This window comes from Actinoallomurus sp. NPDC052274 (assembly GCF_040679475.1).
Taxonomy (GTDB): domain Bacteria; phylum Actinomycetota; class Actinomycetes; order Streptosporangiales; family Streptosporangiaceae; genus Actinoallomurus; species Actinoallomurus liliacearum.
The window spans coordinates 108,785-130,785 of sequence record NZ_JBFAUT010000005.1 but is presented as its reverse complement, the minus strand read 5'-3'; the positions used below and the strand labels follow the sequence as shown (position 1 = coordinate 130,785).

The 22,001-nt window shown below is 66.2% G+C and carries 19 protein-coding genes and 1 pseudogene; 12 read left to right on the top strand and 8 right to left on the bottom strand.

The window, feature by feature from the left end:
* Positions 1–93: 93 nt before the first annotated feature.
* Positions 94–1,344, bottom strand: a complete 1,251-nt coding sequence (locus AB0K82_RS06490; protein ID WP_364393483.1) for an MFS transporter — start codon at positions 1,342–1,344, stop codon at positions 94–96.
* 573 nt (positions 1,345–1,917) lie between these two features.
* Entirely contained in the window at positions 1,918–2,424 is a 507-nt protein-coding gene (locus AB0K82_RS06485) for an NUDIX domain-containing protein (RefSeq protein WP_364393480.1), read from the bottom strand.
* Positions 2,425–2,727: 303 nt separating this feature from the next.
* Here AB0K82_RS06485 and fxlM point away from each other — a divergent pair, with 303 nt between their 5' ends.
* Positions 2,728–3,954, top strand: coding sequence for a methyltransferase, FxLD system (gene fxlM, locus AB0K82_RS06480; RefSeq protein ID WP_364393478.1), 1,227 nt, complete (start codon positions 2,728–2,730; stop codon positions 3,952–3,954).
* A gap of 201 nt (positions 3,955–4,155) precedes the next feature.
* Here fxlM and AB0K82_RS06475 read toward each other — a convergent pair whose 3' ends face one another.
* Together AB0K82_RS06475 and AB0K82_RS06470 are read right to left on the bottom strand one after the other, a co-directional pair.
* Positions 4,156–5,523, bottom strand: a complete 1,368-nt coding sequence (locus AB0K82_RS06475; protein ID WP_364393476.1) for a hypothetical protein — start codon at positions 5,521–5,523, stop codon at positions 4,156–4,158.
* Positions 5,524–5,637: 114 nt separating this feature from the next.
* On the bottom strand, positions 5,638–6,375 hold the full coding sequence (locus AB0K82_RS06470) for a hypothetical protein (RefSeq protein WP_364393474.1): 738 nt from the start codon (positions 6,373–6,375) through the stop codon (positions 5,638–5,640).
* A gap of 516 nt (positions 6,376–6,891) precedes the next feature.
* Between AB0K82_RS06470 and AB0K82_RS06465 the strand changes: the two genes are divergently transcribed.
* The 5 genes from AB0K82_RS06465 (at position 6,892) to AB0K82_RS06445 (ending at position 12,750) form a co-directional block, all read left to right on the top strand.
* Positions 6,892–7,365: a hypothetical protein gene (locus tag AB0K82_RS06465; RefSeq protein ID WP_364393472.1), complete on the top strand. Its 474-nt coding sequence runs from the start codon at positions 6,892–6,894 to the stop codon at positions 7,363–7,365.
* Positions 7,366–7,492: 127 nt separating this feature from the next.
* Positions 7,493–7,912 (top strand): hypothetical protein, encoded by a 420-nt coding sequence (locus tag AB0K82_RS06460; RefSeq protein ID WP_364393470.1) that lies wholly within the window; start codon positions 7,493–7,495, stop codon positions 7,910–7,912.
* Between the two features lie 151 nt (positions 7,913–8,063).
* Positions 8,064–10,481: a UvrD-helicase domain-containing protein gene (locus tag AB0K82_RS06455; RefSeq protein ID WP_364393468.1), complete on the top strand. Its 2,418-nt coding sequence runs from the start codon at positions 8,064–8,066 to the stop codon at positions 10,479–10,481.
* Positions 10,482–10,770: 289 nt separating this feature from the next.
* Positions 10,771–11,601, top strand: a complete 831-nt coding sequence (locus AB0K82_RS06450; protein WP_364393466.1) for a hypothetical protein — start codon at positions 10,771–10,773, stop codon at positions 11,599–11,601.
* A 645-nt stretch (positions 11,602–12,246) separates the two neighbouring features.
* Positions 12,247–12,750: a hypothetical protein gene (locus AB0K82_RS06445; protein WP_364393464.1), complete on the top strand. Its 504-nt coding sequence runs from the start codon at positions 12,247–12,249 to the stop codon at positions 12,748–12,750.
* A gap of 202 nt (positions 12,751–12,952) precedes the next feature.
* Here AB0K82_RS06445 and AB0K82_RS06440 read toward each other — a convergent pair whose 3' ends face one another.
* Together AB0K82_RS06440 and AB0K82_RS06435 are read right to left on the bottom strand one after the other, a co-directional pair.
* On the bottom strand, positions 12,953–14,086 hold the full coding sequence (locus AB0K82_RS06440; RefSeq protein WP_364393462.1) for a DUF4238 domain-containing protein: 1,134 nt from the start codon (positions 14,084–14,086) through the stop codon (positions 12,953–12,955).
* Between the two features lie 26 nt (positions 14,087–14,112).
* Complete coding sequence (locus AB0K82_RS06435; protein WP_364393460.1) at positions 14,113–14,763, bottom strand: DUF6338 family protein; 651 nt, start codon at positions 14,761–14,763, stop codon at positions 14,113–14,115.
* A 1,052-nt stretch (positions 14,764–15,815) separates the two neighbouring features.
* On the opposite strand from AB0K82_RS06435, the gene AB0K82_RS06430 reads away from it, so the two are divergent.
* The 5 genes and pseudogenes from AB0K82_RS06430 to AB0K82_RS06410 all read left to right on the top strand — a co-directional run.
* On the top strand, positions 15,816–16,955 hold the full coding sequence (locus AB0K82_RS06430; RefSeq protein ID WP_364393458.1) for a sensor histidine kinase: 1,140 nt from the start codon (positions 15,816–15,818) through the stop codon (positions 16,953–16,955).
* Positions 16,952–17,623 carry a response regulator transcription factor gene (locus AB0K82_RS06425; RefSeq protein WP_364393455.1) on the top strand — a complete coding sequence of 224 codons (672 nt, stop codon included), beginning with the start codon at positions 16,952–16,954 and terminating at the stop codon, positions 17,621–17,623. The genes AB0K82_RS06430 and AB0K82_RS06425 overlap by 4 nt, the downstream gene beginning before the upstream one ends.
* A 118-nt stretch (positions 17,624–17,741) precedes the next feature.
* On the top strand, positions 17,742–18,533 hold the full coding sequence (locus AB0K82_RS06420) for a DUF2306 domain-containing protein (protein ID WP_364393453.1): 792 nt from the start codon (positions 17,742–17,744) through the stop codon (positions 18,531–18,533).
* Between the two features lie 9 nt (positions 18,534–18,542).
* Entirely contained in the window at positions 18,543–18,767 is a 225-nt protein-coding gene (locus tag AB0K82_RS06415; protein WP_364393451.1) for a hypothetical protein, read from the top strand.
* 114 nt (positions 18,768–18,881) lie between these two features.
* Positions 18,882–19,319, top strand: a pseudogene (locus AB0K82_RS06410) (integrase core domain-containing protein); the annotation flags it as partial.
* Here the strand turns inward: AB0K82_RS06410 and AB0K82_RS06405 are convergent.
* Both AB0K82_RS06405 and AB0K82_RS06400 read right to left on the bottom strand, forming a co-directional pair.
* The gene (locus AB0K82_RS06405) at positions 19,215–19,904 is read right to left on the bottom strand and encodes an RICIN domain-containing protein (protein ID WP_364393448.1); all 690 of its coding nucleotides are present in this window, start codon (positions 19,902–19,904) and stop codon (positions 19,215–19,217) included. The pseudogene AB0K82_RS06410 and the gene AB0K82_RS06405 sit on opposite strands and share 105 nt — an antisense overlap.
* A gap of 67 nt (positions 19,905–19,971) precedes the next feature.
* Entirely contained in the window at positions 19,972–20,580 is a 609-nt protein-coding gene (locus tag AB0K82_RS06400; protein ID WP_364393446.1) for a TetR/AcrR family transcriptional regulator, read from the bottom strand.
* 226 nt (positions 20,581–20,806) lie between these two features.
* On the opposite strand from AB0K82_RS06400, the gene AB0K82_RS06395 reads away from it, so the two are divergent.
* Positions 20,807–21,829, top strand: coding sequence for a hypothetical protein (locus tag AB0K82_RS06395; RefSeq protein WP_364393444.1), 1,023 nt, complete (start codon positions 20,807–20,809; stop codon positions 21,827–21,829).
* Positions 21,830–22,001: the final 172 nt, after the last annotated feature.

Here is a 22,001-nt window from a genome sequence, read left to right as displayed (position 1 = left end):
CGGTGTGTGCTCAGCCTCCCACGCGGACGATTCCGTGTGAATCCGGGCGCAGCGTCTGCATTCCCAGGGGGACCTGTTTCCGCGTTGAGTTGATCATCGTTGTGATGAGTGCGCGGCTGTCGCGAGAGTGCGTTCTGGTGATGGCGCGGGGTCGAAGGTGAGGTGGCGGACGGAGAGGTGCAGCAGCGGGGCCATCGCGGAGATGCTGATCGCGATCGCGCAGACCGCGAGGGTCCCTCGGAGTCCGAGGGCGGTGGTGGCGGGAGCGACCAGCAGGTAGGCCACGGGTGCGAGGCCAATTTCTCCGATGGTGGTCCAGGCGGCGACGCGGCCTTGCAACGTTTCGGGGATGTTCCGCTGGATGACGCTGCGCCAGGTCACCATTGCGACCGCCAGCCCGGCTGCGGCCAGGGCCACGGCGGCGGCAATCACCGGCAGCGGCGCCGCGACGGCCATGCAGGCCCCTGGGAGCGCCATCGGGGCGGTGGCCACGCAGGTGGCGTATCCGGCGCGGCGTGGCGTCCACGACAACGCGATCAATGATCCGGCGACCATGCCGAGCCCGAGGCTGGAGGCGATCAGTCCCCAGGCGGCAGGGCCGCCCAGGCGGGTCTGGACGTAGGTGAGTCCGACGATTCCGTACGCCAGATGCCACCCGGCCACCACAACCGACCCCGCCGCGACCTTCCATGCGATCCACGGGGTCCGGGCCACCAACCGCCATCCTTGAGCCAGATCAGCGGCGAATCGGCTGGCGGCGCGGTGTGCGGGTGGGGCAGTGATGCCGATCAGCAGCAGCCCTGACGCCCAGAAGCTGGCGGCGTTGGCGCCGACGCCCCAGGCGGGCCCGGCCGCTGCGACCACGACGCCGCCCACGCTCGGCCCGCAGGTGATCATGCTGTAGTGGGTGAGCTTGGCCAAGGCGTTGGCCTGCTGCCGGTGTTCGGCCGGTACGAGGTCCGTGATCAGCCCGGATCGGGCGGGTTCGGCGAAGGCGCTGGCGACGCTGACGCCGCCGGCGATCAACGCCAGGCTGAGCACCCGTGCGTTCCCTGAGGCGATCAATGTGGCTTGCACGGCGACCAAGGCGCCGATTGTCATCTCCACTGCCACGATCAGGTGAATCCGTGGGAGCCGGTCGGCCAGACCGCCGCCGATCGGCAGCATGATGATTTGGGCGACCATCTGCCCCATCAGCACCATCGCGACCCCGCCCGCACCGCCTCCGTGGCGCAGGACTGCGGCCGCGACGGCACCGGTTGCCATGGCCGTGCCGGCCGAGGATGTCAGCCCGGCCAGCCAGTACCGTCGGTACCGTGGGTTGCCGCGCAGGGGCGCCACCATCTGCGCGAGCTTGGCCGCCGTCCGCGGTCTCCGAGCACCCGCGCGATCCGGGTCAGGTGAAGCCCGCGTCGGCAACCTCATCTCCAGCCCAGACCTCGGCGGATGCGCCGATTCGCTGGAACGCCGATGGGCATGCCGCCAAGACTAGGTCGGCCAGGGCCTGTGGCGGTGGTGAACACGGTACGGATAGATATGACTACCGGTTCCGTCAAGCCCGTTCAGCACCTTCGCGCTCCGCGCTGCGGTCTCCACCGGGACATCACGCAGGAGCTTGAGCGCATACACACCCGTCGCGGTGTCCAGGCGCCAATTGCGATTCATGAGCCCGTCAGCCAAGAAGGTCGCCCTCATGACCTCTCCCAGCCCGAACTCCTCTTGCACGCGCGCGCCAGATCACCGGAGTCCGGCGCGTCCTGGTAGACATCGCCCGCCGCTGCGACCCCGTCGGTCGTCACGGTGACGACGGTACTGACCACAGCGCCACTACGTATGCGTGACCGCCGAGATGAGACGGACCAGCGCTCAAGTCTGCGCCGATCCCGTGGTGGATGGCGGACCAGGCTGATGGATGCGCTATGGGCGTTCGGCGACGGAGGTCTCGGTGGCTCCGAAGGTCTCTCCGTTCAGCAGGTTCGTCATCACGATGCCTTCGCGGCGCATCCGGTTTGCGATCACCTCCTGGGCATAGGCTGCGGCGCCTGCGTCGTTGAGGATCGGCATGTCGGTCGGGTGCGGTTCTACTGCGCTCCATGGAGCCTGCCGGATGCCGGTTACATGGTGGCCCTGGAATCCTTCCGGTACCTGGAGGATGTGCTTGCTGCGGTAGGCCCAGATCACGAAATGGTGATCGGGGCCGAGGATCTCGTACGCTCCGGTGAGCAGCAGATCGGTGACCTGGCAGCCGGATTCCTCAACGGCTTCACGCCGGGCCGCCTCGACGATGGGCTCACCGAACTCGACCTTGCCGCCCGGCAGCAACCAAAAGCCTGCGTACGGGCCACGTTCCTGCCGGACGAAGGTCACCGTCTCGCCTGGCCCGGGAACGATGACCAGTGCCGCAGTCACCACCTGTTCCGGCATTCCGACCGTGTCCCGCCTTCGCTTCGGCTCCTACCGCAGCGCCTGAGTCTATGGGTGCCGTGCATCGATCGCTGGGTCGTCCGCGAATCAGGGCTGGACGGCGCTGGTGATGGGGGAATATCCGCCCGGATCGAGGCAGGACAGACTCGCGGCCTGCGTTCATCCGTCTGCTCCACCTGATCGCGGCACGAGCCCTTGTTGAGTAAGGCGGGGCTACCAGTGGCCAGCGACGTCCACGCGCGAACGAGGTAATGTCGGCGATGCTCGCCCGATCAAGCTGCGCCTGCGGCTAACGTCAGCCCGGTGACCGCCGACACTTCGCCCTCGGAGTCCTCTGATCGCCTGCGCGCGAAGCTGGTCGCCACGCTGAGGGAGCGGGGGTCGATCCGCTCGCCGGCGGTTGCCGCGGCGTTCACGAACGTTCCGCGCGAGAAGTTCGCGCCCGAGGTGACCTTGTCGGCGGCGTACTCCGCCTACGACGTCATCGTCACCAAACGCGATGCCGGGGGAGAGGCGATCAGCTCGGTGAGCGCGCCGTGGCTGCAGGCCGAGATGCTCGAGGCCGCCCGGCTCGAGCGCGGAGCGCGGGCGCTGGAGATCGGCAGTGGAGGGTGCAACGCCGCGCTCATCTCCGAGATCGTCGGCCCCGACGGCCTGGTCGTCACCGTCGACATCGATCCGTACGTCACCGAGCGAGCGGCCCGGTTCCTCGCCGAGACCGGCTACCCGCACGTCAAGGTCGTCCTCGGCGACGCCGAACACGCCGCCGAACCATACGGCCCCTATGACGCGATCCTCGTCACGGCCGGTGCCTGGGACTGCCCATGGGGGCATCTACTCGCCCCCGGCGGCCGGATGGTCGTCCCACTACGCTTCGCCTCGATCACCCGGTCGCTCACCTTCATGCGGGACGGTGACCGGCTCATCGGACAGAACCCGACGGTGTGCGGCTTCGTCCCGATCCAGGGTGCCGGAGCCCACGCCGAGCAGGAAGCCGTATTGGCCGGCGGCGCCGTGAAGTTGACGATCGACGGCGGCCCCGCCCTGGACACCGCGGCGCTCGACCGCGCATTGGCCGGTGCCCGGACCGAGCTGTGGACCACCGTCACGGTCGGCAACGGCGAGCCGTTCGACACCCTCCACCTGTGGCTCGCGACCGTCACGAACACCTTCGGCTGGATCTGGCCGAACCCGGACCACGACCGCGACCTCATCAGCCCCGCGATCCGCTGGTTCTGCCCCGCGCTCATCACACCCGACAGCTTCGCCTACCTGACCATCCGCGACGCTCACAGCAACGACGAGGCAAAGGAACGACGACACCGGTTCGGTGCCCACGGGCACGGACGCCACGGCGCAGACCTCGTCCAGCAACTCGCCGAGCACGTGGCGACATGGGACCGCGATCGCAGGAACGGCCCCGGCCCGGACTTCACCCTCGACCCGGCTGATGCGGCAGTCCCGGCCCCGGCTGTCGGCCGGATCTTCACCAAACGCCACACCCAACTGGTCATGTCCTGGCCCGCTTGATTCCTGATGCCTTCTTAGTGAGCCCTGACGCCATGCAAAGATGTCGCGGATGAGTCACGCTGCAGGGACGGCGAGCGGCCGAGCGAAAGCTTCCCCTCTGGCGTAGGTCTCCCGGTGAGGAAAGGTTCGTGCAGAAGAATCCGGCCGCCAGATATGGGGTCACTCGCGGATGCCACGGCCCAACGGTGCGCGGAGGCGATCTCAAACGTCGGCGGCCTCGTCCTGCAGTTCGTTCTGTGGACCGGGGGCGTGGATGCACCGGATCAGGGCGCCAGTGTCTGTTTCGCGTAGCCCTTGATGGTCGCACTGCTGGCAGGCGTCGATCACGGAGCGGTCGCGGACTCGCTTAACGTCGGCGTTCAGCTTCCGGAGCACGATGAGTGCGACCGGCTGTTGATGCCAGCGCGGTGGATCGTACTCAGGTATGGCGTGGCGGACTTCGATGGCTTTATCGATCTTGTTGTTGAGGATGGTGACCGTGGCGGAAGACGCTTCCGGAGGTCCCATGTGCGCGTTGCGTTCCTTCCAAGCGGCTGCCGAGTCTGCTGCCCGCCAGGCGAAGCAGATCATTTGCCCGGCCGTGTAGCCGGCGGCGAAACCCTTCTTGACGACCTCGGCGAGTTCTTGGCGCCGCGCTTCGGGAACCTCGGGGTAGTCATATTTTTTCGTCAGCAGCCCGTCGAGGTAGGAGATGACGTTGGTGATCTCCATGCGCTCGACCAACTCTGCGAGGGCCTGGCGAGCGTTCTGAGGTTCCGGGCCGCTTCCGATCACGAAGTAGTTGCTGATCTCTTCAGCGATCGATGTGGTCACCTTGCTGCCACCGACCAGCCGCCATTTAATGTCCGTGACAAGAAACCGGACGTTACCGTCCTGTTCCGAGAGAACGAACGCGTCATGGGGGCTCTCGGAGGCGATAGCTACAAGGTGAGCGCGGTACAGGTCGAGAAGAGCCGCCGTGTCCAGGTCGGTGTCGCCGGTCCACCCGAGCGGATCTAGATCGGCTAGGCTGGGCAGTGGCTCGCTAGGTCGGTAGGCGGCGTGGTTGACCAAGGCGAGATAGAGCGGGAGTCCTGGTGAACCGTCGCTTGGTAGTCGGCTCGTCGACCCGTCCTTGGCATCTTCATCCGCAAGGGCATCAGCGATCTTGCGTGCCTCTTCTTCAGCCTTTTCTTTCTCTCGCTCCTTCTCGGCTCGTGCTGCCTCTGCCCTGAGCCTTTCCTCGTGTTCCTGCTCTTGCCTCTGGACGTTGCTGCACTCGGGGCAGAGGTATCTGTCGTTGAGCCGGTCGAGGTACTTGCCGCCTACCTTGGCGGCCCATGATCGGTTGTTGACGCGGATCGGCTCGTCGCAGTTGATGCACAGCGAGTTGAGTAGGACCGCGTGTGAGACAGAGTTCACCGTCGCTGCGACCCACTGCTGCTCGCCGATACTTCCGACGGTACGGGCCCACGTTCCGTCTTCCGCGATCTCCCAATACTTCGTGGCGACTTCCTGCAGTTCCTTCGGCTGGTCGGCCTTAATGACCACACGGATCCGTGGGCTGTTGTGCGGGACTTCAATGATCACCGGCGCAGGGGCGGTCTGTGCTCGCTTCGCCCGTTCCCGCCTACGTCGACGTTCGCGCTTACCCATGCGGCCCTCCCTGTTCCTCGTTTATATGGCTTCGAACTCGCGCTAGCGTCATCTGCGCCGATCAGAAGGTCGCCTGATCGACGGCTGGTCGTGCGGCCGCAGCATCGGCCGTCGCATGGAGTCCGTCGGCAGCCGCTCACGCCAGCCCGGCGCAGAGGCTTTTTCGCGGCCCCATCGGATCGTGTTGCACAGCTGGCAGTCGCCCCATCCGGTTGGAGGGTTGCGGTCGACCGGTCCTTGGGGATGAATCGAGCAGCCGGTGCGCGGGATGGGGCGGGAGAGCTCTCGTGCGATGCAGAACGCCGTGTACGTACGCCCGGCGATCCGCTCGAAGTCGCCGGGCGGCGATTCCACGTTCAAGCGGAATGCCAGGTCGTTGACGGTACGCATCACTGACCGCAGCTCTTGGAGCCCCGTGGCGGAGTCGGGAATCTTCCTGCGGCGGTCCGACGTCTGCCATGGCGCGGTGATCTGATCGGCGGTTGGAACCGAGGCGCCCCCTTTCTTACGGCGCTCGTTGCACAGCAGGCACTTACCCCAGCCCATCGGTGCTAGCGGATCGACCGCGCCGTCGGGATGGAGTGGGCAGCCGGTAAACGATTCGCGGCTGCCGAGGTTGCGCGCAAGGTTATAGACGCGGAACAGCTCGTCAGCTGCCTCGTCGAACCCCTCGGAGGGTGAGCCAGCGTCCAGGTCGTCGACCCGGGAGTTCGCGGTGGCCAGTGCAGCATTCAGCTCGCGCAGGTCATGGGAGATCCCGGGGCGAACCGTGCGTCGTTGCTGCATGGGACTCCTCTTCGTCGATTCCCGCTGGCCAGGTGACTGCCAAAGGCCCATTATCAGCCACCGTCTTCCGGAATATGCACACAACCGTCAACGTCCGTTTTGTCGTGACCGGAGGGTGATCGTGCAGCGAGCATCTCAGGGGTCCGACCTCAATACGGCCTGCCGATATATGGCTTTTAGGTCCACTCCCACACCGAGGTTGCCGTTTCTGCGGCGCCGACCGCCCTAAGTCTGGCCACGTGTCATTGCGGAGGAATGCAGAGCCGTGTGCCGAAGATTCGCATTGTTGACGAGCGGGATCTGCAGGCGGGCGAAGACATCGTCACCTTCGCTGGCCCACGGACACGCCCGCTTGGAGACCCTGAGCTCTACAGCCGGCGACCGACGACGACAAGGGGGGACGCCCTGCGTCACGTGACTGTCCGATGATCCCCGTCAAAGCAACCCCGGAGGGAACCGCCTGTGATCACCGACCAAGGCGCCGTAGGTTCTCCATTGGCCGCCTGCATATTCGCGATGGCCGAGGACATCAAGGCTGCCGTCGCCGCCAAGCCACCGGCACCCGTCGTGCTCGCCTACGCCTGTCGGGGATTTGTGATTGGGGGAGTGGGCAGCAGCCTCTTGTACGACTACGCCATCGTCCGCCGCGACAACTACGCCGTTTGCGACGACTACTGTCATCGGACCGCCATGATGCTCCGGGACGTCCTTGGCTCGCAGCTGATCCGCCGCTACGCCAACGGCACCAGCGACGCGGAGATCGGCCAACTGGCCGACGCCGCCGAGGCCGAACTGCGCGAGTACACCGTCGAAGACATCGACCACATCGGCGGAGCGTTGATCACTCTCGGCGTGACGCTCCAAGAGATCACCAACCGGCTTGCGCACCGCCCAGAGCTACCATCCACGATCCGCGGTGCGGCTCGCGTAGCCGCTGACTCCGCCAAGATCCTCTGGTCCCACTACGGCGGCGACTCCGGTGGGTGGTAACCCCCGACAGATCCCCATTGCGCTGCGCGTGCCCTCACACCTGGACGAGCGTCCATCTAAACTAACCGGTAGTTGCAGCAATCGTAATCTATTGCACTGAACGCAAAAGCTTGCGTATGATGCATGCATGACCGTGTTCGAAGAGATCGCCGCGATCCTGCACCCGCTGCCCGAGCCAGGCTCAGTGGAGCCAGAAGAGCTGTACAACGATGCCTGCCGGGCCGTCGACAATGAGCGGCGCCAGACGGCCGAATGGTTGGAAGGCGCCTGGGACGGAGGGGACGCCGAACCGCTACTCAACGCCATCGGCCAAGCCCGGCGTCGTCGTGAACAGGCAGAAGAGGACATCCGGCGGTTGGTCGCCTACGGCCGCGAGTTCACCCGGCCGCGCCCCTACACCCTCGCGGACCTCGCCGAGGCCGCCGGAATGTCCATCTCCGGTGTGCGTACCTGCTACGACCACGACCAGGTGGCTGCGGTCACCTCGGCAATCGGCCGACCGTCCCGTGACTGGCGGGCCACCGACCCTACCGGCGACGACGGCTGAGCCATCGCCCACGACGATCCCCAATGGCGCCAGCCGTCTGACCCGCAACTCGATCAATAACAGAATGTATATCCGGATTGACGGCTCGTTACCGCGCCGGGCAGCCTCTGGGCCTGCGGTACATGAAGCCGCGTTCCCAGAGAGGAATTCCATGGCCATCGAGCCGACCGAAGAACAGCAGGCTGCCCGTGATGTGTTCGCCGCGGGACGGGACCTGGCCCTGGTCGCCGGCGCGGGCACGGGCAAGACCTCCACCTTGATCCTGATGGGCGCTGCCACGCGCAAGCGTGGCCTGTACGTGGCCTTCAACAGGGCGATCGCCGATGACGCCCGCAGACGATTCGGGCCGAACGTGGAGTGCCGTACCGCGCACTCTCTCGCCTTCCAAGCCGTCGGGCGGCATTACCGCGACCGGCTGAACGTCTCGGCGCGTATCCCGGCGAGCCAGACCGCCAAGATCCTCGGGATCACTCGAGACCTGCAGATCAACTCCCACACCGTCAAGGTCAATCATCAGGCCCGCCTGGTGATGGGAATGATCCGCAAGTTCTGCTACACCACCGACCGTCAGGTCATGGCCCGTCACATAGAACCGGTGAACGGGCTGGACGCGCTCGGGCAGGACTATCTCGCCCGCACCCTCCAGCGCTATGCGGCCAAAGCGTGGGAGGACATCCGCTCACCGAACGGAAAGCTGCGGTTCGAGCACGACCACTACATGAAGATGTGGGCGATGACCGGCCCGGTACTGAAGGCAGACTTCGTCCTGCTGGACGAAGCTCAAGACACCAACCCGGTGCTGGAGGAGGTCTTCCTCGCCCAGGACGCTCAGCGGGTGTGTGTCGGGGACCCCGCCCAGCAGATCTACGGCTGGCGCAGCGCCAAAGACGTGATGACCGGATTCCCGGCCGAACACCTGCACCTCACCCAATCCTTCCGGTTCGGCCCACAGATCGCCGAGGTGGCCAACCGGTGGCTGCGGCACGCCGAATCGGACATGCAATTGACCGGAAGCAGCCCCGCCACCTCACGCGTCGGCGCCGCACCCATGCCGGACGCGGTGCTATGCCGCGGTAACGCCGACGCGATGGCCGAGGTCTTGGCCTTCCTGGAACTCGGGGTGCCCGTCGCCTTGACCGGCGGAGGCAGCGCCCTGCGCCGCATCGCCACCGCCGCCGAAGAGCTCAAAGCCGGCAAACGCACCAGCCACCCCGAGTTGTTCTTGTTCAACTCCTGGGACGAAGTCCAGGACTACGCCGAAAACGACACCGCCGGCCAGGACCTCAAAGCGATTGTCCAACTGGTCGACAAGTACGGCACGGATCAGATCATCCAGGCCGTGGACCGGCTCTCCGCCGAGCAGGACGCGAAGGTCACCGTCTCCACGGCGCACAAGGCCAAGGGCCGTGAATGGTCCAGCGTCCGCATCGGGCAAGGCTTCGCCGCCCCACCGGTGGACGACGAAGGCATGCCACGCCCGCTGCATTCAGCCGAAGCCCGCCTAATCTACGTCGCCGTCAGCCGCGCCCGCGACCTCCTCGACCCCGAAGGCATCACCTGGATTGACGCCTACGAAAAGGCCACCGCGAGCCCGCCCGGCACCGTCGCCGGACGGCCGATGATCGAGCTGAGCCTGACCGCCCAGCTCAAGCACGACAGCTCACCGGTCTCCCTGTTCATGGCCGAGCACCTGCCCGACAGCGTGAACCTCGAACGTGACTACCTGCAGCACCTGAACGGCCTTCCGTACCCAGTACAGCCGATCGACGTGCAGTACCCGGATTGGTCCGCGCTCGGACACGCCATCGATTACCGGCTTCGTCTGTCCTTCGATGGGCATCTCGGCGGCGCCGTCGCCTCCGGCGTCTTCGCGCTCGAGGGCACCGATCCGTTCCCCGGCGCACCGGCACCGCCCGTCCGCGAAGCCCTGCACGCCACGGGCCGGCAACTCCTGGCCGCCGTTGAGACCTACCTCGACGACCCCGACAGCCTCACCGAGGAAACCGTAGTGAGACTGTGCTTCGTCGCCGCCTTCTTCGAAGACATCACCCGCACCGGCCAGATCCGCCGCTACAGCATGCTCGCCGAGGCAACCCCCGACACCACCCTGAACGACCTGATCGCCGAGGTCCCCTCCTACGTCATCGACGACATCGCCGGCCAAATGAAACTCGCCGAAGCACCTCTCGCCCCCTTCCGCGCCCTGCCACAGCCGGGCAAGGTATGCGGCCCGGTATTCAGCGGAAGCGGAGACATCGGCGGAGCCGACGCCGACTTCATCCTCGACGGCCTGCTCCTGGACTGCAAAGCCACCAAAGACCCACGGCGGCTCGGCCACGAGGAGATCTACCAGCTCGCCGGCTACCTCCTCCTGGACTACGACGACGACTTTCGCATCGACCGCGTCGGCCTATACCTCTCCCGCCAAGGCCGCCTGATCACCTGGACCGTCGATCAGTTCCTGCAACGGCTCGGCGCCACGCTTCCCCTTCCAGAACTACGGTCCAGCCTGCGCAAACACTTGCGCAACGCGGCGAGGCAAGCCGATTACATCATGGAGAAGAAGTGAACGATTACCAGCTCCCGCAGGTGCCGGAGGTACTCGCAGGGGCAGGACAAACGAGCCAAGACCAGCCATGAACTGGCGCTGAGACCCCAGCGGTGAGAGTAGACCACCGGCCAACGACATGGTGGGAGTAAGCGTTCGGTATGACGCAGCAGAGTCATGGCCTCTCGGGCCATGCCTTCAGGCAACCCGTGCGGAGCAGAGAAACGCGTCATTTACCGACGAAGATGAGTGGCGCTCAGGCATGATGTGGTGACAGAAAGCGATCGAAAGAGAGGACAGGGGAACCGGAATGACCATCACCGACGTCAAGATTGATACCGATCGTCCGTTAGAGCGGATAGTTGATGGGGCCACCGTCGCGGTCGCGGCGCGGCCGATCCCACCGGCCGAGACAGCGGCCCGTCCGGCATGGCTGCCAGATGGCTGCCCACCCTGGTGCGACATGGGCCCTCTCCACAAGGACAGCGACCACCTCGACGATCGCGTCCACTCTGGATCGGCGACGCAGATCACCCTCACCGCCGAAGAGCCGCCTTTGGGGCCCGGCGTGACGCCGGACGGTATGGGATGGACCGGAGAGTCGGTCTCCTACCCTCAGCCGGTCCAGGCAGACATCTACCTAGAACAGCACTACCGGGAGGCGACTCCGCGCGTGTGGGTCGGCCGCGACGGCAGAACGACCGGTATGCATCTCACGCTGGATGAGGCCGAGCAGTTCGCCCACGAGGTGCTCAAGCGCGTGGCCATCGGTAGACTCACGCGGCCTTCGAGCAACAGCCGGGCCGGCTGCCCATCATGGTGTGTGGACGATCACGACTCCCCGCTGAGTCACCACGAGCACATCAGTGAGATCTACGGCGTCGCACTGACGGCCCATCCCTATACGGTCAGTGTTGCGAGCGGGCAGCCCGAGACCTACCACGCGCCGATACTCGCCGCCATTAACATCGATGACGACGAACCGTCCTACATCGCAGTCATCGGCCACGACGACAAGTCGAGAAGCCGCCTGACCGCAGAGGAGGCCGACCAACTCGCTAACGTCCTGCACACACTCGCGGCGACTGTCCGCACCGCGCAGGAGATCCGGCCGGAAGCGCCACCATCATCAGCCGAATGAGAGTCCGTCAACCGGAGCTAGCCCGCTGGCCTACGTTTGTGACGTGCAGGTCTACTGCACATCAGGGCGGGGTTTGAGTTCGTGCTTTCAGTCGAGCTCTCTAATGTAAAACGATGCGGCATCGGCGTCTCATTAGTCATCGCGGCCAAATGAGGCGCCGCCGCATCCAGGCCGCGAACTCATCCTGCTTTGGAGTCAGGCGGGCTGAGTAATCGGAGAGACTTGTGGATACTCATCGACCAATACTGACTTTGGGGCTGTCGCTGATCGTCGCTGACATTGGGCCCCAGCGTTGGCGCCTATATACACCTGAAGAGGTCTTCTCTCACCGTTGGCTCGCAGACATCACGCCTGCGGCGATGCGGAGGGCAGCGCAGACAGGCGAGTTCCAGCACACTCGCATACGAAATAAGATCTACTTCACCGCCGACGACATTGCCGCGATCATCGCTGCTGGTCGACGGCCTGCAAAAGAGAGCACACCGCTGTACGGTCCCCTGCCACGGGCGCCGCAGAGAACTCCGGCTGGGCCGTCATCGGATATACAGCCGCTCCGTGCTCGGCCCGAAGCGCGTCGTCGTAGATCACGCAAAGATGCTGATACGAGCCCTACGATCACGGACGCAGCAAGCTAACATTCATCCTATGGAGCAGGACCTAACCGATTACGAGTATCTCGGCGATCCGGACGCTGACCGCACGCTAGATTTCCGAGATCATCGACGACAAGAATCTTTCGTCGAGATGGCCGAGACAGCCAAGCAAGCGGCCGCCACCGCGCCGCCACTGGAGCCCGAACAGATTGCAACGTTAAGGGCGGTCTTTCACGCCAGCGCGAGAAGGCCAGATAGTGAGCTCATGCGTTGGCGGCTTCGTCTCTACTGCGGCCACGTTATCGAGCGGACCTCGCATATAAGCAACAAGACCGTTCATCAAGCGTTTACGGGCTGCGCCCGGTGCTCCGAATGCGGTCTGTACCCAGCGACAATCATCGCCGCCAAGCCACTCGGAAGCCCTTCGGCATCCGCGATTACCTCTACGCCCGATGCCGGGGTTCCTCTGCGACGCCCCACGCGCAAAGAGCTTGAAGCACGAATAGCCGAGCTTGAAGCCGAGAACGAAGCTCTCCGGCGGCACTCCGGCGAGTAGAAGCACGTCTTTCCAATAGATTCGCTTCGAGCCCCAGGCTCCCTGCCAGTCCAACCTGCGGTTTCTCCTGGACGTGCGGAGCTGCGGTGTTCGTAGTGGAGCCAGCGCCGGGCGCGCTTCACCGATGGCAGTGGGTGCTGGTTGTGTTGATATTTTGCTTGGATCCTGGTTATCACACGATTCCCAGGCTGGGGAAAACTGTCTAAGACGTTGTGGTCGGCGGGGGATGTTCGGTAAGCCATCGCCTTTCGACTGTGAGGTCCGGCGGGAGAATGTCGTACTCGATGGCGTAGGTCGGTGCAGGGTGGTTCTGCCCGTCCCAAGGAGATGGCAGGCGAGGGCCTGAAGGTTTCCAGTAGCGCCAGGGGTCGTGCAAGGGATGGTGGACGACGAAGGTGTCAGCCGCGTCGTAGACGACCTGGACAAGAGCCATCCCAACCGCGCCTTGGATCACCATGCGATGGTCGGTGCGCTTGCGCGAGTCCAGGGCCTGCGTGGCAATGCCTGGGAGAAGCAGCAGTCGATGGGGGTCCAAGGGAAGGACGATGTCGCAGAACGCGGCCGCGGCGAGTTGATCGTCGGCGTCCTGGGCGTTGAACAAGACAACGGGTACATCGCTGGTCAGCAGGCACATGCCGCTGAAGCCCAGGCCCCACGGCCGCGCGTAGAGGGTAAGGGCGAGGGCTGCCAGATGCCCAACGATGTACTGCAGGTGCGGGTTGTTCGCTGCTATCGCAGCGATGCCAGCCGGCACCTCCAGGGCCTTGCCGCCCTGGCTCGCATGGGTCAAGCGCTTGCGTTGGCGGGTGGTGCGCAAGATCTGAGCCGCCATCCACCAGGCCAGGTGCATGCGCTCGACAGGAGCCAGGGGCCAGCTCTCGGGCAGCGCGCCCTCCGGCGCGTCCAACACAGCCTTCATGACGGGTGCGGCATCGTCTTCGAACTGCATGAGCAGTTCTTCGACGAGGTGATGGGGCACGCCCTCAAGGGTCGACCCCCAGTAGAAACCCCGCTCGACCAGGATGTTCTTCGGACCAGTCGGAAACGGTCGGTCAACGTGATCGATACGGCGAACAGTTAGTTCAGGCTGCTCGCGACCGCGGTCCTCAGCGAAGCGTCGTAGGTACATCTGCGGCACGGTGTGGTCGCGAGTCTTCCCCACGTTGTGATCTGCTTTTTTCCCCGCCGACCCATTACCCACTAGGCACCTCCAATTCCCTGACGCACTACAGTAGGCGGAGGGTCGGACAAACCGGTAAATCCCCAAGGTCAACCGAGCCGCATATCGGCTCGAAGATCGCGGCTTAACGTCCGTTTTCGCTCCATCGCTATGCATGGGCTCCGACGTGCCGAGCCGGTGTCTTAGCTCGCGGGCATGCCCGGGACGTAAACGACGGTGACGAAGGAAATCTGTGATGCATCGACGATGAGCCGGTCGAGATTTGGCAGGTCCTGAGCCAGGGTCTCGTTCGCTTGGGTCACACGGATCGGCTTGGCCACTACCAGGCCACGGCCCTTCTCAACATCGAAGGTGAATGCGTAGAGCTTTCCCTCCACGAGTCGCCCGTCCACGAGGTGGAGCCCTACGTAGGGGACTTTGCCGGCAGGCTGGTCACTGAGACCATGCAGCCAGACATCGCCACTGGGACGGAATCCCTCTGGCTTGCCGCGCGTGCGGAATCGAAAGAGACCGTAAGCGATCAGGAGAGCGCTGGCCAGCAGCATCGCGATGCTCGCGGCGGCCGAGCGTATATGGCGTCCTAGGTACTGGTTGCCTCCAGCCGCCCATGCATCGGCCCGCAGCGTGAACGGCAACCACCCATGGGGTACAAGCAACAGAAGGAGGACGCTGACCCCAGTTGTTGCCATGCCAACGGCGAATACCTCAAGGAGCTGGTGAAGAGCGTTGGCGGACCGCGCCGGGCTGAACCGCTCGACGAGTCTGAGATACGACCAACCGGGTACGAGCGCGAGGACAATGATCAGCGCACCGAAGGTCGCAGGTGGCGCCACTATTGATCATTCTGATGAGTCGGTGCTGGGCGGAGACGTCGCGGAAGACCCCGTGGAAGCTGCAGGGTCCATAGAAGCTGAGGGTGGGACGTAGCCTGGCGGAATCTCGGTGGGGATGATCTTGGCACCCTCGCGGAACTCACCTTCACCTAGCGTGTTCACGCGGTGTACGGACCGGTCCTCTTTTTCTGTCATGGCGTCCAGTATCGAGCAGAACTACCTGCCACCGCACGACTACCGCAAAACCAGGTGATCAGGGAGGCGCCACGGCCAGGCTGCGAAGGAGGTATGACCGGCCGGGCCCCGGCTCGACGACATCCATGTGCGCTGCTCCCGAATGCCGTACGAGCCTGTCCTGTTGTGTCCACGGACGTGTATACCAGGGTCACGTTCCATGGAAGTGGTGGACGAGAGCAAGGCCGTGCTCTCGGGAGGCGGGGATTTCGGTCACATCGCGATCGCGTCGGATAGCTGCCAGCGTGGGTGCTCGGCGGGTGCTCGTATGTCGCGGTACGGCCCGGCAGCATCCGGCACGGCATCGGGTTGACGCGCCGCGAGGTGAATGGCAAATGCGGACCGAACGACACGTACCGGCAGTGCGGGACACGGTGCGACATCGCAATCTTGGCAGAGCTGCGGACTTTTAATCCATAGGTTCTGGGTTCGAGTCCCAGGCGCCCTACCAGTCCTGACGTGGGGTTTCGCCTGCCCGGGCGGAGCCGCGGTCGTTGTGGTGGGGCCAGGGTTAGGCCATGGTGGGGCCGAGCTGTCCAACGTGTCGCGGCGATCGGCTTCTCTCAGGTCGATGGCCGCTCACTGGGCATCGGCCGAGGGCGCGGCCGCGCGGAGCGTTGATTCGGACGAGCGGGCGTGTGCTCGGTCGGCGTGGGTGGTGTGCGACGTCGATCACCGCGCTTCGGCCGGACGATCGCAGCCGGCCGATGGTGGGCGCAAGCGAGGATGAAGAACGGCGACATGGCCATCGCGCGCTCGCCGGCTGAGACCGTCAGCGTCCCCTGGCGTACGGCGCGGTCCTCCGTACCATTGGTGTCATGTTCGCCCTCCTCCGCTCGGTGTGGCAGGAGCCCCGTCCCCCCGGCCCGCCGACGCGGGTGTGGAGAGACTGGGCCCTCGTCGGGGCGCTCGTGCCGGCCGCGGTGCTCGAAGGAGTTCTGCGGCCGGAGGTTCCGTGGCGGGTGCTCTCGCTGATCCTCACCGTCGGGCTGGTGCCCACGCTGCTGTGGCGCCGGACCAGACCGCTGCTGATGGTGGCGATCGCCTTCGGCGCCTCCGGCCTCGCCGCGTTGCTCACGAGCGGAGACCCGCCAGGGCTGGACACTCTGGCGTACATCGTGCTCCTACCCTACGCGTTGTTCCGGTGGGGGTCCGGACGTGAGGCCGCGACCGGGGCGGCGATCATTCTGATCAAGGTCGTCATCTCGCTGATCTCCGGCGACATGAGCCCTGGCGATACGGTCGCCGCGTTCGCCATCCTGTTCGGGGTGATGGCGTTGGGCGGGGCGTTCCGGTATCGAGCCGGCGCGAGGATGCGCGCGCTCGATCGAGTCAAACTGCTCGAACGGGAACGACTGGCCCGCGACCTCCACGACACCGTTGCGCATCATGTATCGGCGATCGCGATCCGTGCCCAGGCGGGTCTGGCGACCTCGCCGTCGGACCCGGACGCCGCGACCGACGCGCTTCGCCTGATCGAGAACGAAGCGTCGCGCACCCTTGCCGAGATGCGCACCATCGTCCGCGCCCTTCGGCGCGACCAGCCGGCGGAACTGGCGCCCAGCCCGCACATCACCGATCTCGAACGACTCGCGAGCCAGACGCGCTCCGGTCCGTCCGTGAAGGTAGAGATCAACGGTGACCTCGGCGATCTCCCGCCGTCGATCGCCGCAGCCATCTACCGCCTGGCCCAGGAGTCGGTCACCAACGCCCGGCGGCACGCGCGGCACGCGACCCGTATCGAGGTCCATGTCGCCGCCGACGACACGTCGGTGCGCCTGCGTGTGAACGATGACGGTGACATCAGCCTCATGCGCCCGACCACGTCTCCGGGATACGGGCTCATCGGCATGAGCGAACGCGCAGGCCTCCTCGGCGGCACCTGTGAGGCCGGCCCGGATCCCGAGCGAGGTTGGACCGTGACCGCCGTACTGCCTCGTGCCGGGTGGGCGAGATGAGCATCCGGGTGATCGTCGCTGACGATCAGGAGATCGTCCGCACCGGCCTCAGGATGATCCTGAACGCGCAGCCGGGCATCGACGTCATCGGCGAGGTCGCCGACGGACGGCGAGCCGTCGAACTCGCCCAGCGCGAACGCCCGGACGTGTGCCTGTTCGACATTCGCATGCCGGGCATGGACGGCATCGAAGCCACCCGCGTCCTCGCCGGCCCGACGGTCGAGGCTCCTCTCGCCGTCGTCGTCATCACCACCTTCGACCTCGACGAATACGTCTACGCCGCTCTCAAGGCCGGCGCCCGGGGATTCCTGCTCAAAGACGCCGGTCCCGAACTGCTCGCCCAGGCGGTCCAGGCCGCCGCCGACGGCGAGGCGCTCATCGCGCCGAGCATCACCGCACGACTCCTGCAGGCCTTCGCCGACGCCGCACCCGCGCCGGCGACGGCCCAGCCCATCGACGCGCTCACGGACCGCGAAGAGCAGATCCTCGCCGCCGTGGCACGGGGGCGGACCAACAACGAGATCGCCCGCGAGCTCCACATCACGCTCAGCACGGTCAAGACGCACATCACCAGCCTGATGGTCAAGCTCGGTGTCCGGAACCGCGTTGACATCGCCATCTGGGCGTACGAGACAAAGCGCGTCGGCAACCGGTTCGGGATGCGCTGACTCCGGCGACGCGGAGGCCGATCGGCCGAAAGTACGGCCCTTCCGTCGGAGGATCGGCCGACTCGGCTCAGGCCGTTCTGCCGATGAATCGCACCACGTCAGCGGTCACCATCGAGTCATGACCGACGTGACCACCTCCCACGTCACCACGACGCGGGCCGTCCGTCGATCGGACCCCAGAAGGGACTTCGCTGTGATCCCCTCCGCCAAGGTGAAGCGCGCCAGGGCGAACTGGCTCATGCCGGCAGGCCTGCTCGTGCTCACCGTCGTTCCGGTGGCCGCGGGTATGGCCCGCCTGGCCGAACTGCTCGGCGGCGCGGTCGTCACGCCGGAGAACGCCCGGTTCTTCGCGTCGCCCGTACCCGTGATCGTGCACATCGTCAGCGTCACCCTGTACAGCGTTCTCGGCGCCTTCCAGTTCCCGCCGGGTCTCCGCCGCCGGAATCCCCGCCGACACCGCGTCATCGGGCGGCTCCTGGTGCCGTGCGGACTCGCCGCAGCGCTTTCGGGCCTGTGGATGACCGTGTTCTATCCCCGTCCCGACGACACCGGCGATCTGCTTACCGGCCTCCGGCTCGTGTTCGGCTCGGCCATGGTCTTGTCCATCGTCCTCGGCTTCGCCGCGATCAGGCGGCGGGACATCGTCCGGCATCGCGCCTGGATGATCCGCGCTTACGCGATCGGGCTCGGCGCGGGCACTCAGGTGTTCACTCAGCTGCCCTGGATCCTGCTGGTCGGGCCGCTCGGCAAGCCCAGCAAGGCGCTGCTCATGGGCGCGGGCTGGCTGATCAATCTCGCCTTCGCTGAATGGATCATCCGCAGGCGCCGACCGAGCCGCTCCGTACCACCCCGGCCCACCCTGTCGTACGCGGATTCCGCGGCCGCGGCCACCACGCCATGCGAACTTTGAGGAGACCAGATGAAGGCGATCGTCCAGGAGCGGTTCGGCCCGCCGGACGTCCTGCGGCCGGCGGACACCGACCCACCTGAGATCGGGCCGGACGACGTGCTGGTCCAGGTGCAGGCAGTCGCGCTCAACCCGTACGACTGGCACATGCTTTCGCTCCCGGCTTCGTCCCGCCGAATCACGGCTGCACCCGCTGAGGGAACCGCCACCGTCCCACTGCGAGATCAGGGGCGGTAGGCGGCTTCCAGGCCGCCGGCCGCAGCGAGCAGCGTCTGCCCGCAGGTGGTGCGTGCGCCGATCAGGGTGACTCCATCGTAGGTCCCGGTGGGGTCGCCCTTGTGGAAAGCGATTCTGAATTGCAACGCCGTCGATGACCACTCCCGTCTGGCCTACACCGAAATCCTCCCCGACGAGACCAAGGAAACCGCCACCGCGTTCTGGCAACGAGCCGAGGCGTTCTTCACCGCCGCAGGGATCACCGTCACCCGTGTGATCACCGACAACGGCTCCTGCTACCGCTCCCGCCTATGGCACGACACCCTCACCGCAGCCGGCATCACACCCAAACGCACCCGCGCCTACCGGCCCCAGACCAACGGCAAGGTCGAACGCTTCAACCGCACCCTGCTGGACGAATGGGCCTACGCCCGCCCCTACCGCACCGAGACCGAACGCCGCCAAGCACTACCGCAATGGCTGCACACCTACAATCACCACCGCGGCCACACCGCACTCGGCGGCCTCCCACCCGCCAGCCGCGTTCCCAACCTCACGGGTCAGTACAGCTAGAGCGAGTATTCCAACAGCTCCGGGCGCGGCCACGGCGCCCGCGGTGATCAGCCACCGAGGCGTGTCGGACGACCCTCGCCGGTCCGCACGGGCGGAGGACGTCGGGAAACGGCGGCTCGCCGGCGGAGCGTCCACGGGCATCACATGGCGGCTGGGGCCGGCCACGTCGAGGCACTCGTCGCCCGGGCTCTTGACGTTCCGGATCCAGTACTCGCCCGAGGATTTCCTTTCCAGATACCACATCTGGTTGTCGCCGGGGCCGGGGTCGCAGTACCACTCGGTCACATCAGCCCCGTTGGCGGTCCCGTAGTCGGGCAGGTCGAGGCAGTAGCCGTCCTTGGTGTTGCGGATGGTGAACAGGTCGGCGCCATTCGGGCCCGCGCCCTTCTGGCCCACGACCAGATCCCACCGCTGGTTGTCGGCGGACGATCCGTCACACGTGTGCTGCTGCACCCGGCCGTCGATCGTCCCTCTGCCGAAATCAGGGATGTCGACGCACATCCCGGTCATCACATTCTTGATCACGACGCCCGAGGCCGCCGAGGATTTCGCTCCCTTCGGCAGCGCAGCCGCCTTGCTGTGCACCCAGCAGGTGGTTCCGGTAGTGCATGATGGGCCGCCTGCGCTGAGCGGCAGGCGGACAGCGTTCAGGTCAGGGGGTGAGCGCGTCTTCCAGTGCCGCCCGCGCGCCGCGCAGGGCGAGGCGGAGCTGGTCCGGTGCACGGCGGACCTGGGCGAGCAGGAGGCCGCCCTGGATCGCGGCCATGGTGAGGTCGGCCAACTCCGTCACTTCCACGTCCGGGCGCAGCTCGCCTGACTCCTGCATCCGGCGCAGGCCCGAGATGAGGGGGGCCTCCCAGCGCGCGAAGGCGTCCACGAACGCCTGCCGGGTGAGGTCGTCGCGGCCGCTGAGCTGGCTGGCCAACGAGCCGATCGCACAGCCGCCGACCGCGTCCCGCCGCGTTCCGTTGGCCACGATCGCGTCGAACCAGCGGTCGATGCCGGCCAGCGAGTCGACCTCCAAGAGCAGCGGTTCCTGCGCGGCCAACACCTTGTCCACGGTGCAATGAACCACAGATCGGATGAGGTCGTCACGGTCGTCGAAGTAGTGGTAAAGCTGGCTGCGGCCGACCCCCGCGGCGCGTTCGACATCCTCCAGCGTCACCGCCGCGACGCCGCGCCGCTCGATGAGGTCTGCCGCCGAGTCAAGGATGCGCTTTCGAGTCGCGCGACCCCGTGTGGTGGTCGGTGTGCGTCCCATGGACCTCCTCCATGTTCTGTACTTCCCAGTACAGTTCCTTTGTATTGACTGATACAGTCTGCCGCAGAACTTCTGTACTGAGCGATACAGTCTGGCGGGGAGGTGGAAGAAGAACTGTGTTCGTCATCTCACACCACGGGGCGCCCGGCGTCGTCGGCTCCGTGTCTGCGATCACGGTCGGCGCCATCGCCGTCCCTCTCCGTCCCGTACGACGGAAAGGAAAGCCATGTCCCTCGACCGACCGGTCCGGTTGCGGCGGCGCGCCGCCACGCTCGGTCTCGTCGGCCTGTTCGCCGCGCTCGCTACGGCTCCGGCGGCCCTCGCCGCCCCGGAGCCGACCGCGGTCTCGCCGACAGACCCTGACCGCACAGCCGGCACCCGCCTGGGTGACGTGCGCGTCCTCGCCCACTTCGACCGGGCCGCAGGCCAGGTCGCCGAGAGCATCGCCTTGGAGCCCGGCGGCAGCGTGGTCATCGGCATGATCTCCGCCCGCCAGGTGGTGAGGGTCGCGCGGAACGGGGCCCTCCAGGTACTCGCCACCATGCCGCTGCCTCCGGGCGGCGGCACCACTACCCCGGTCGTCGGGGCCCCCGATGTCACCGGGGTCGCCCGGTCGGACAACGGCGCCGTGTACTTCCTCTACTCCTCCGGGCAGGGCGGGCTGACCGGGATCTGGCAGCTCCGGCGCTCTGGCGAGCCCCGGCTTGTCGTGCCGCTGCCCGCCGACACCTTCCCCAATGCACTGGTCATCGACGGTAGGCGGCATCGCTTCCTGGTCACCGACTCCGCAGGCGGGCGCATCTGGCAGGCCCCGCTGAGCGGCGGCGAGGCCTCGGTGTGGTCGGCGGACCCGGCCCTGACGCCCGCCGGCTTCTTCGGCGCCAACGGCATGAAGATCCACGACGGCGCCGTGTGGGCGACCAACTCCGACCGGGGCACCATCGTCCGCATCCCGGTGACCAAGGACGGCGGCTCCGGGCGCGCCGAGGTCCGGGCCACGGGGCTGGAGGGCATCGACGACTTCGACTTCACCGGTCGGAACAGCGAGATCCTTGCCGCGATCAACCAGAGCAGCAAGCTCGTGCGTGTGAGCGCGGATGGCGCCCACGAGACCCTGCTGGACGCCGATGACGGCATGCAGGGGACCACGGCCGTCCGCGTTCGAGGAAACCGGGTTTATGTGACCAACGGCGCGAACCTCGCCGGGAACGACCCGACCCTGATGCTCGCAAAGCTGCGGCGGCGCTGACGCGCCTGCGCGGGATGGGCCACACCGAACCGTGGTCCATCCCGCGACGCCGCACACGGCCCCGTACGCGGACGACATCGCCCTGGCCGTCGGCCCCCGAACGTGAGCTCCTGCCGCGGTCGGAATGGAAGATCACCACTCCACGTTCCCGCCGCGGGTGGCCGCAACCATC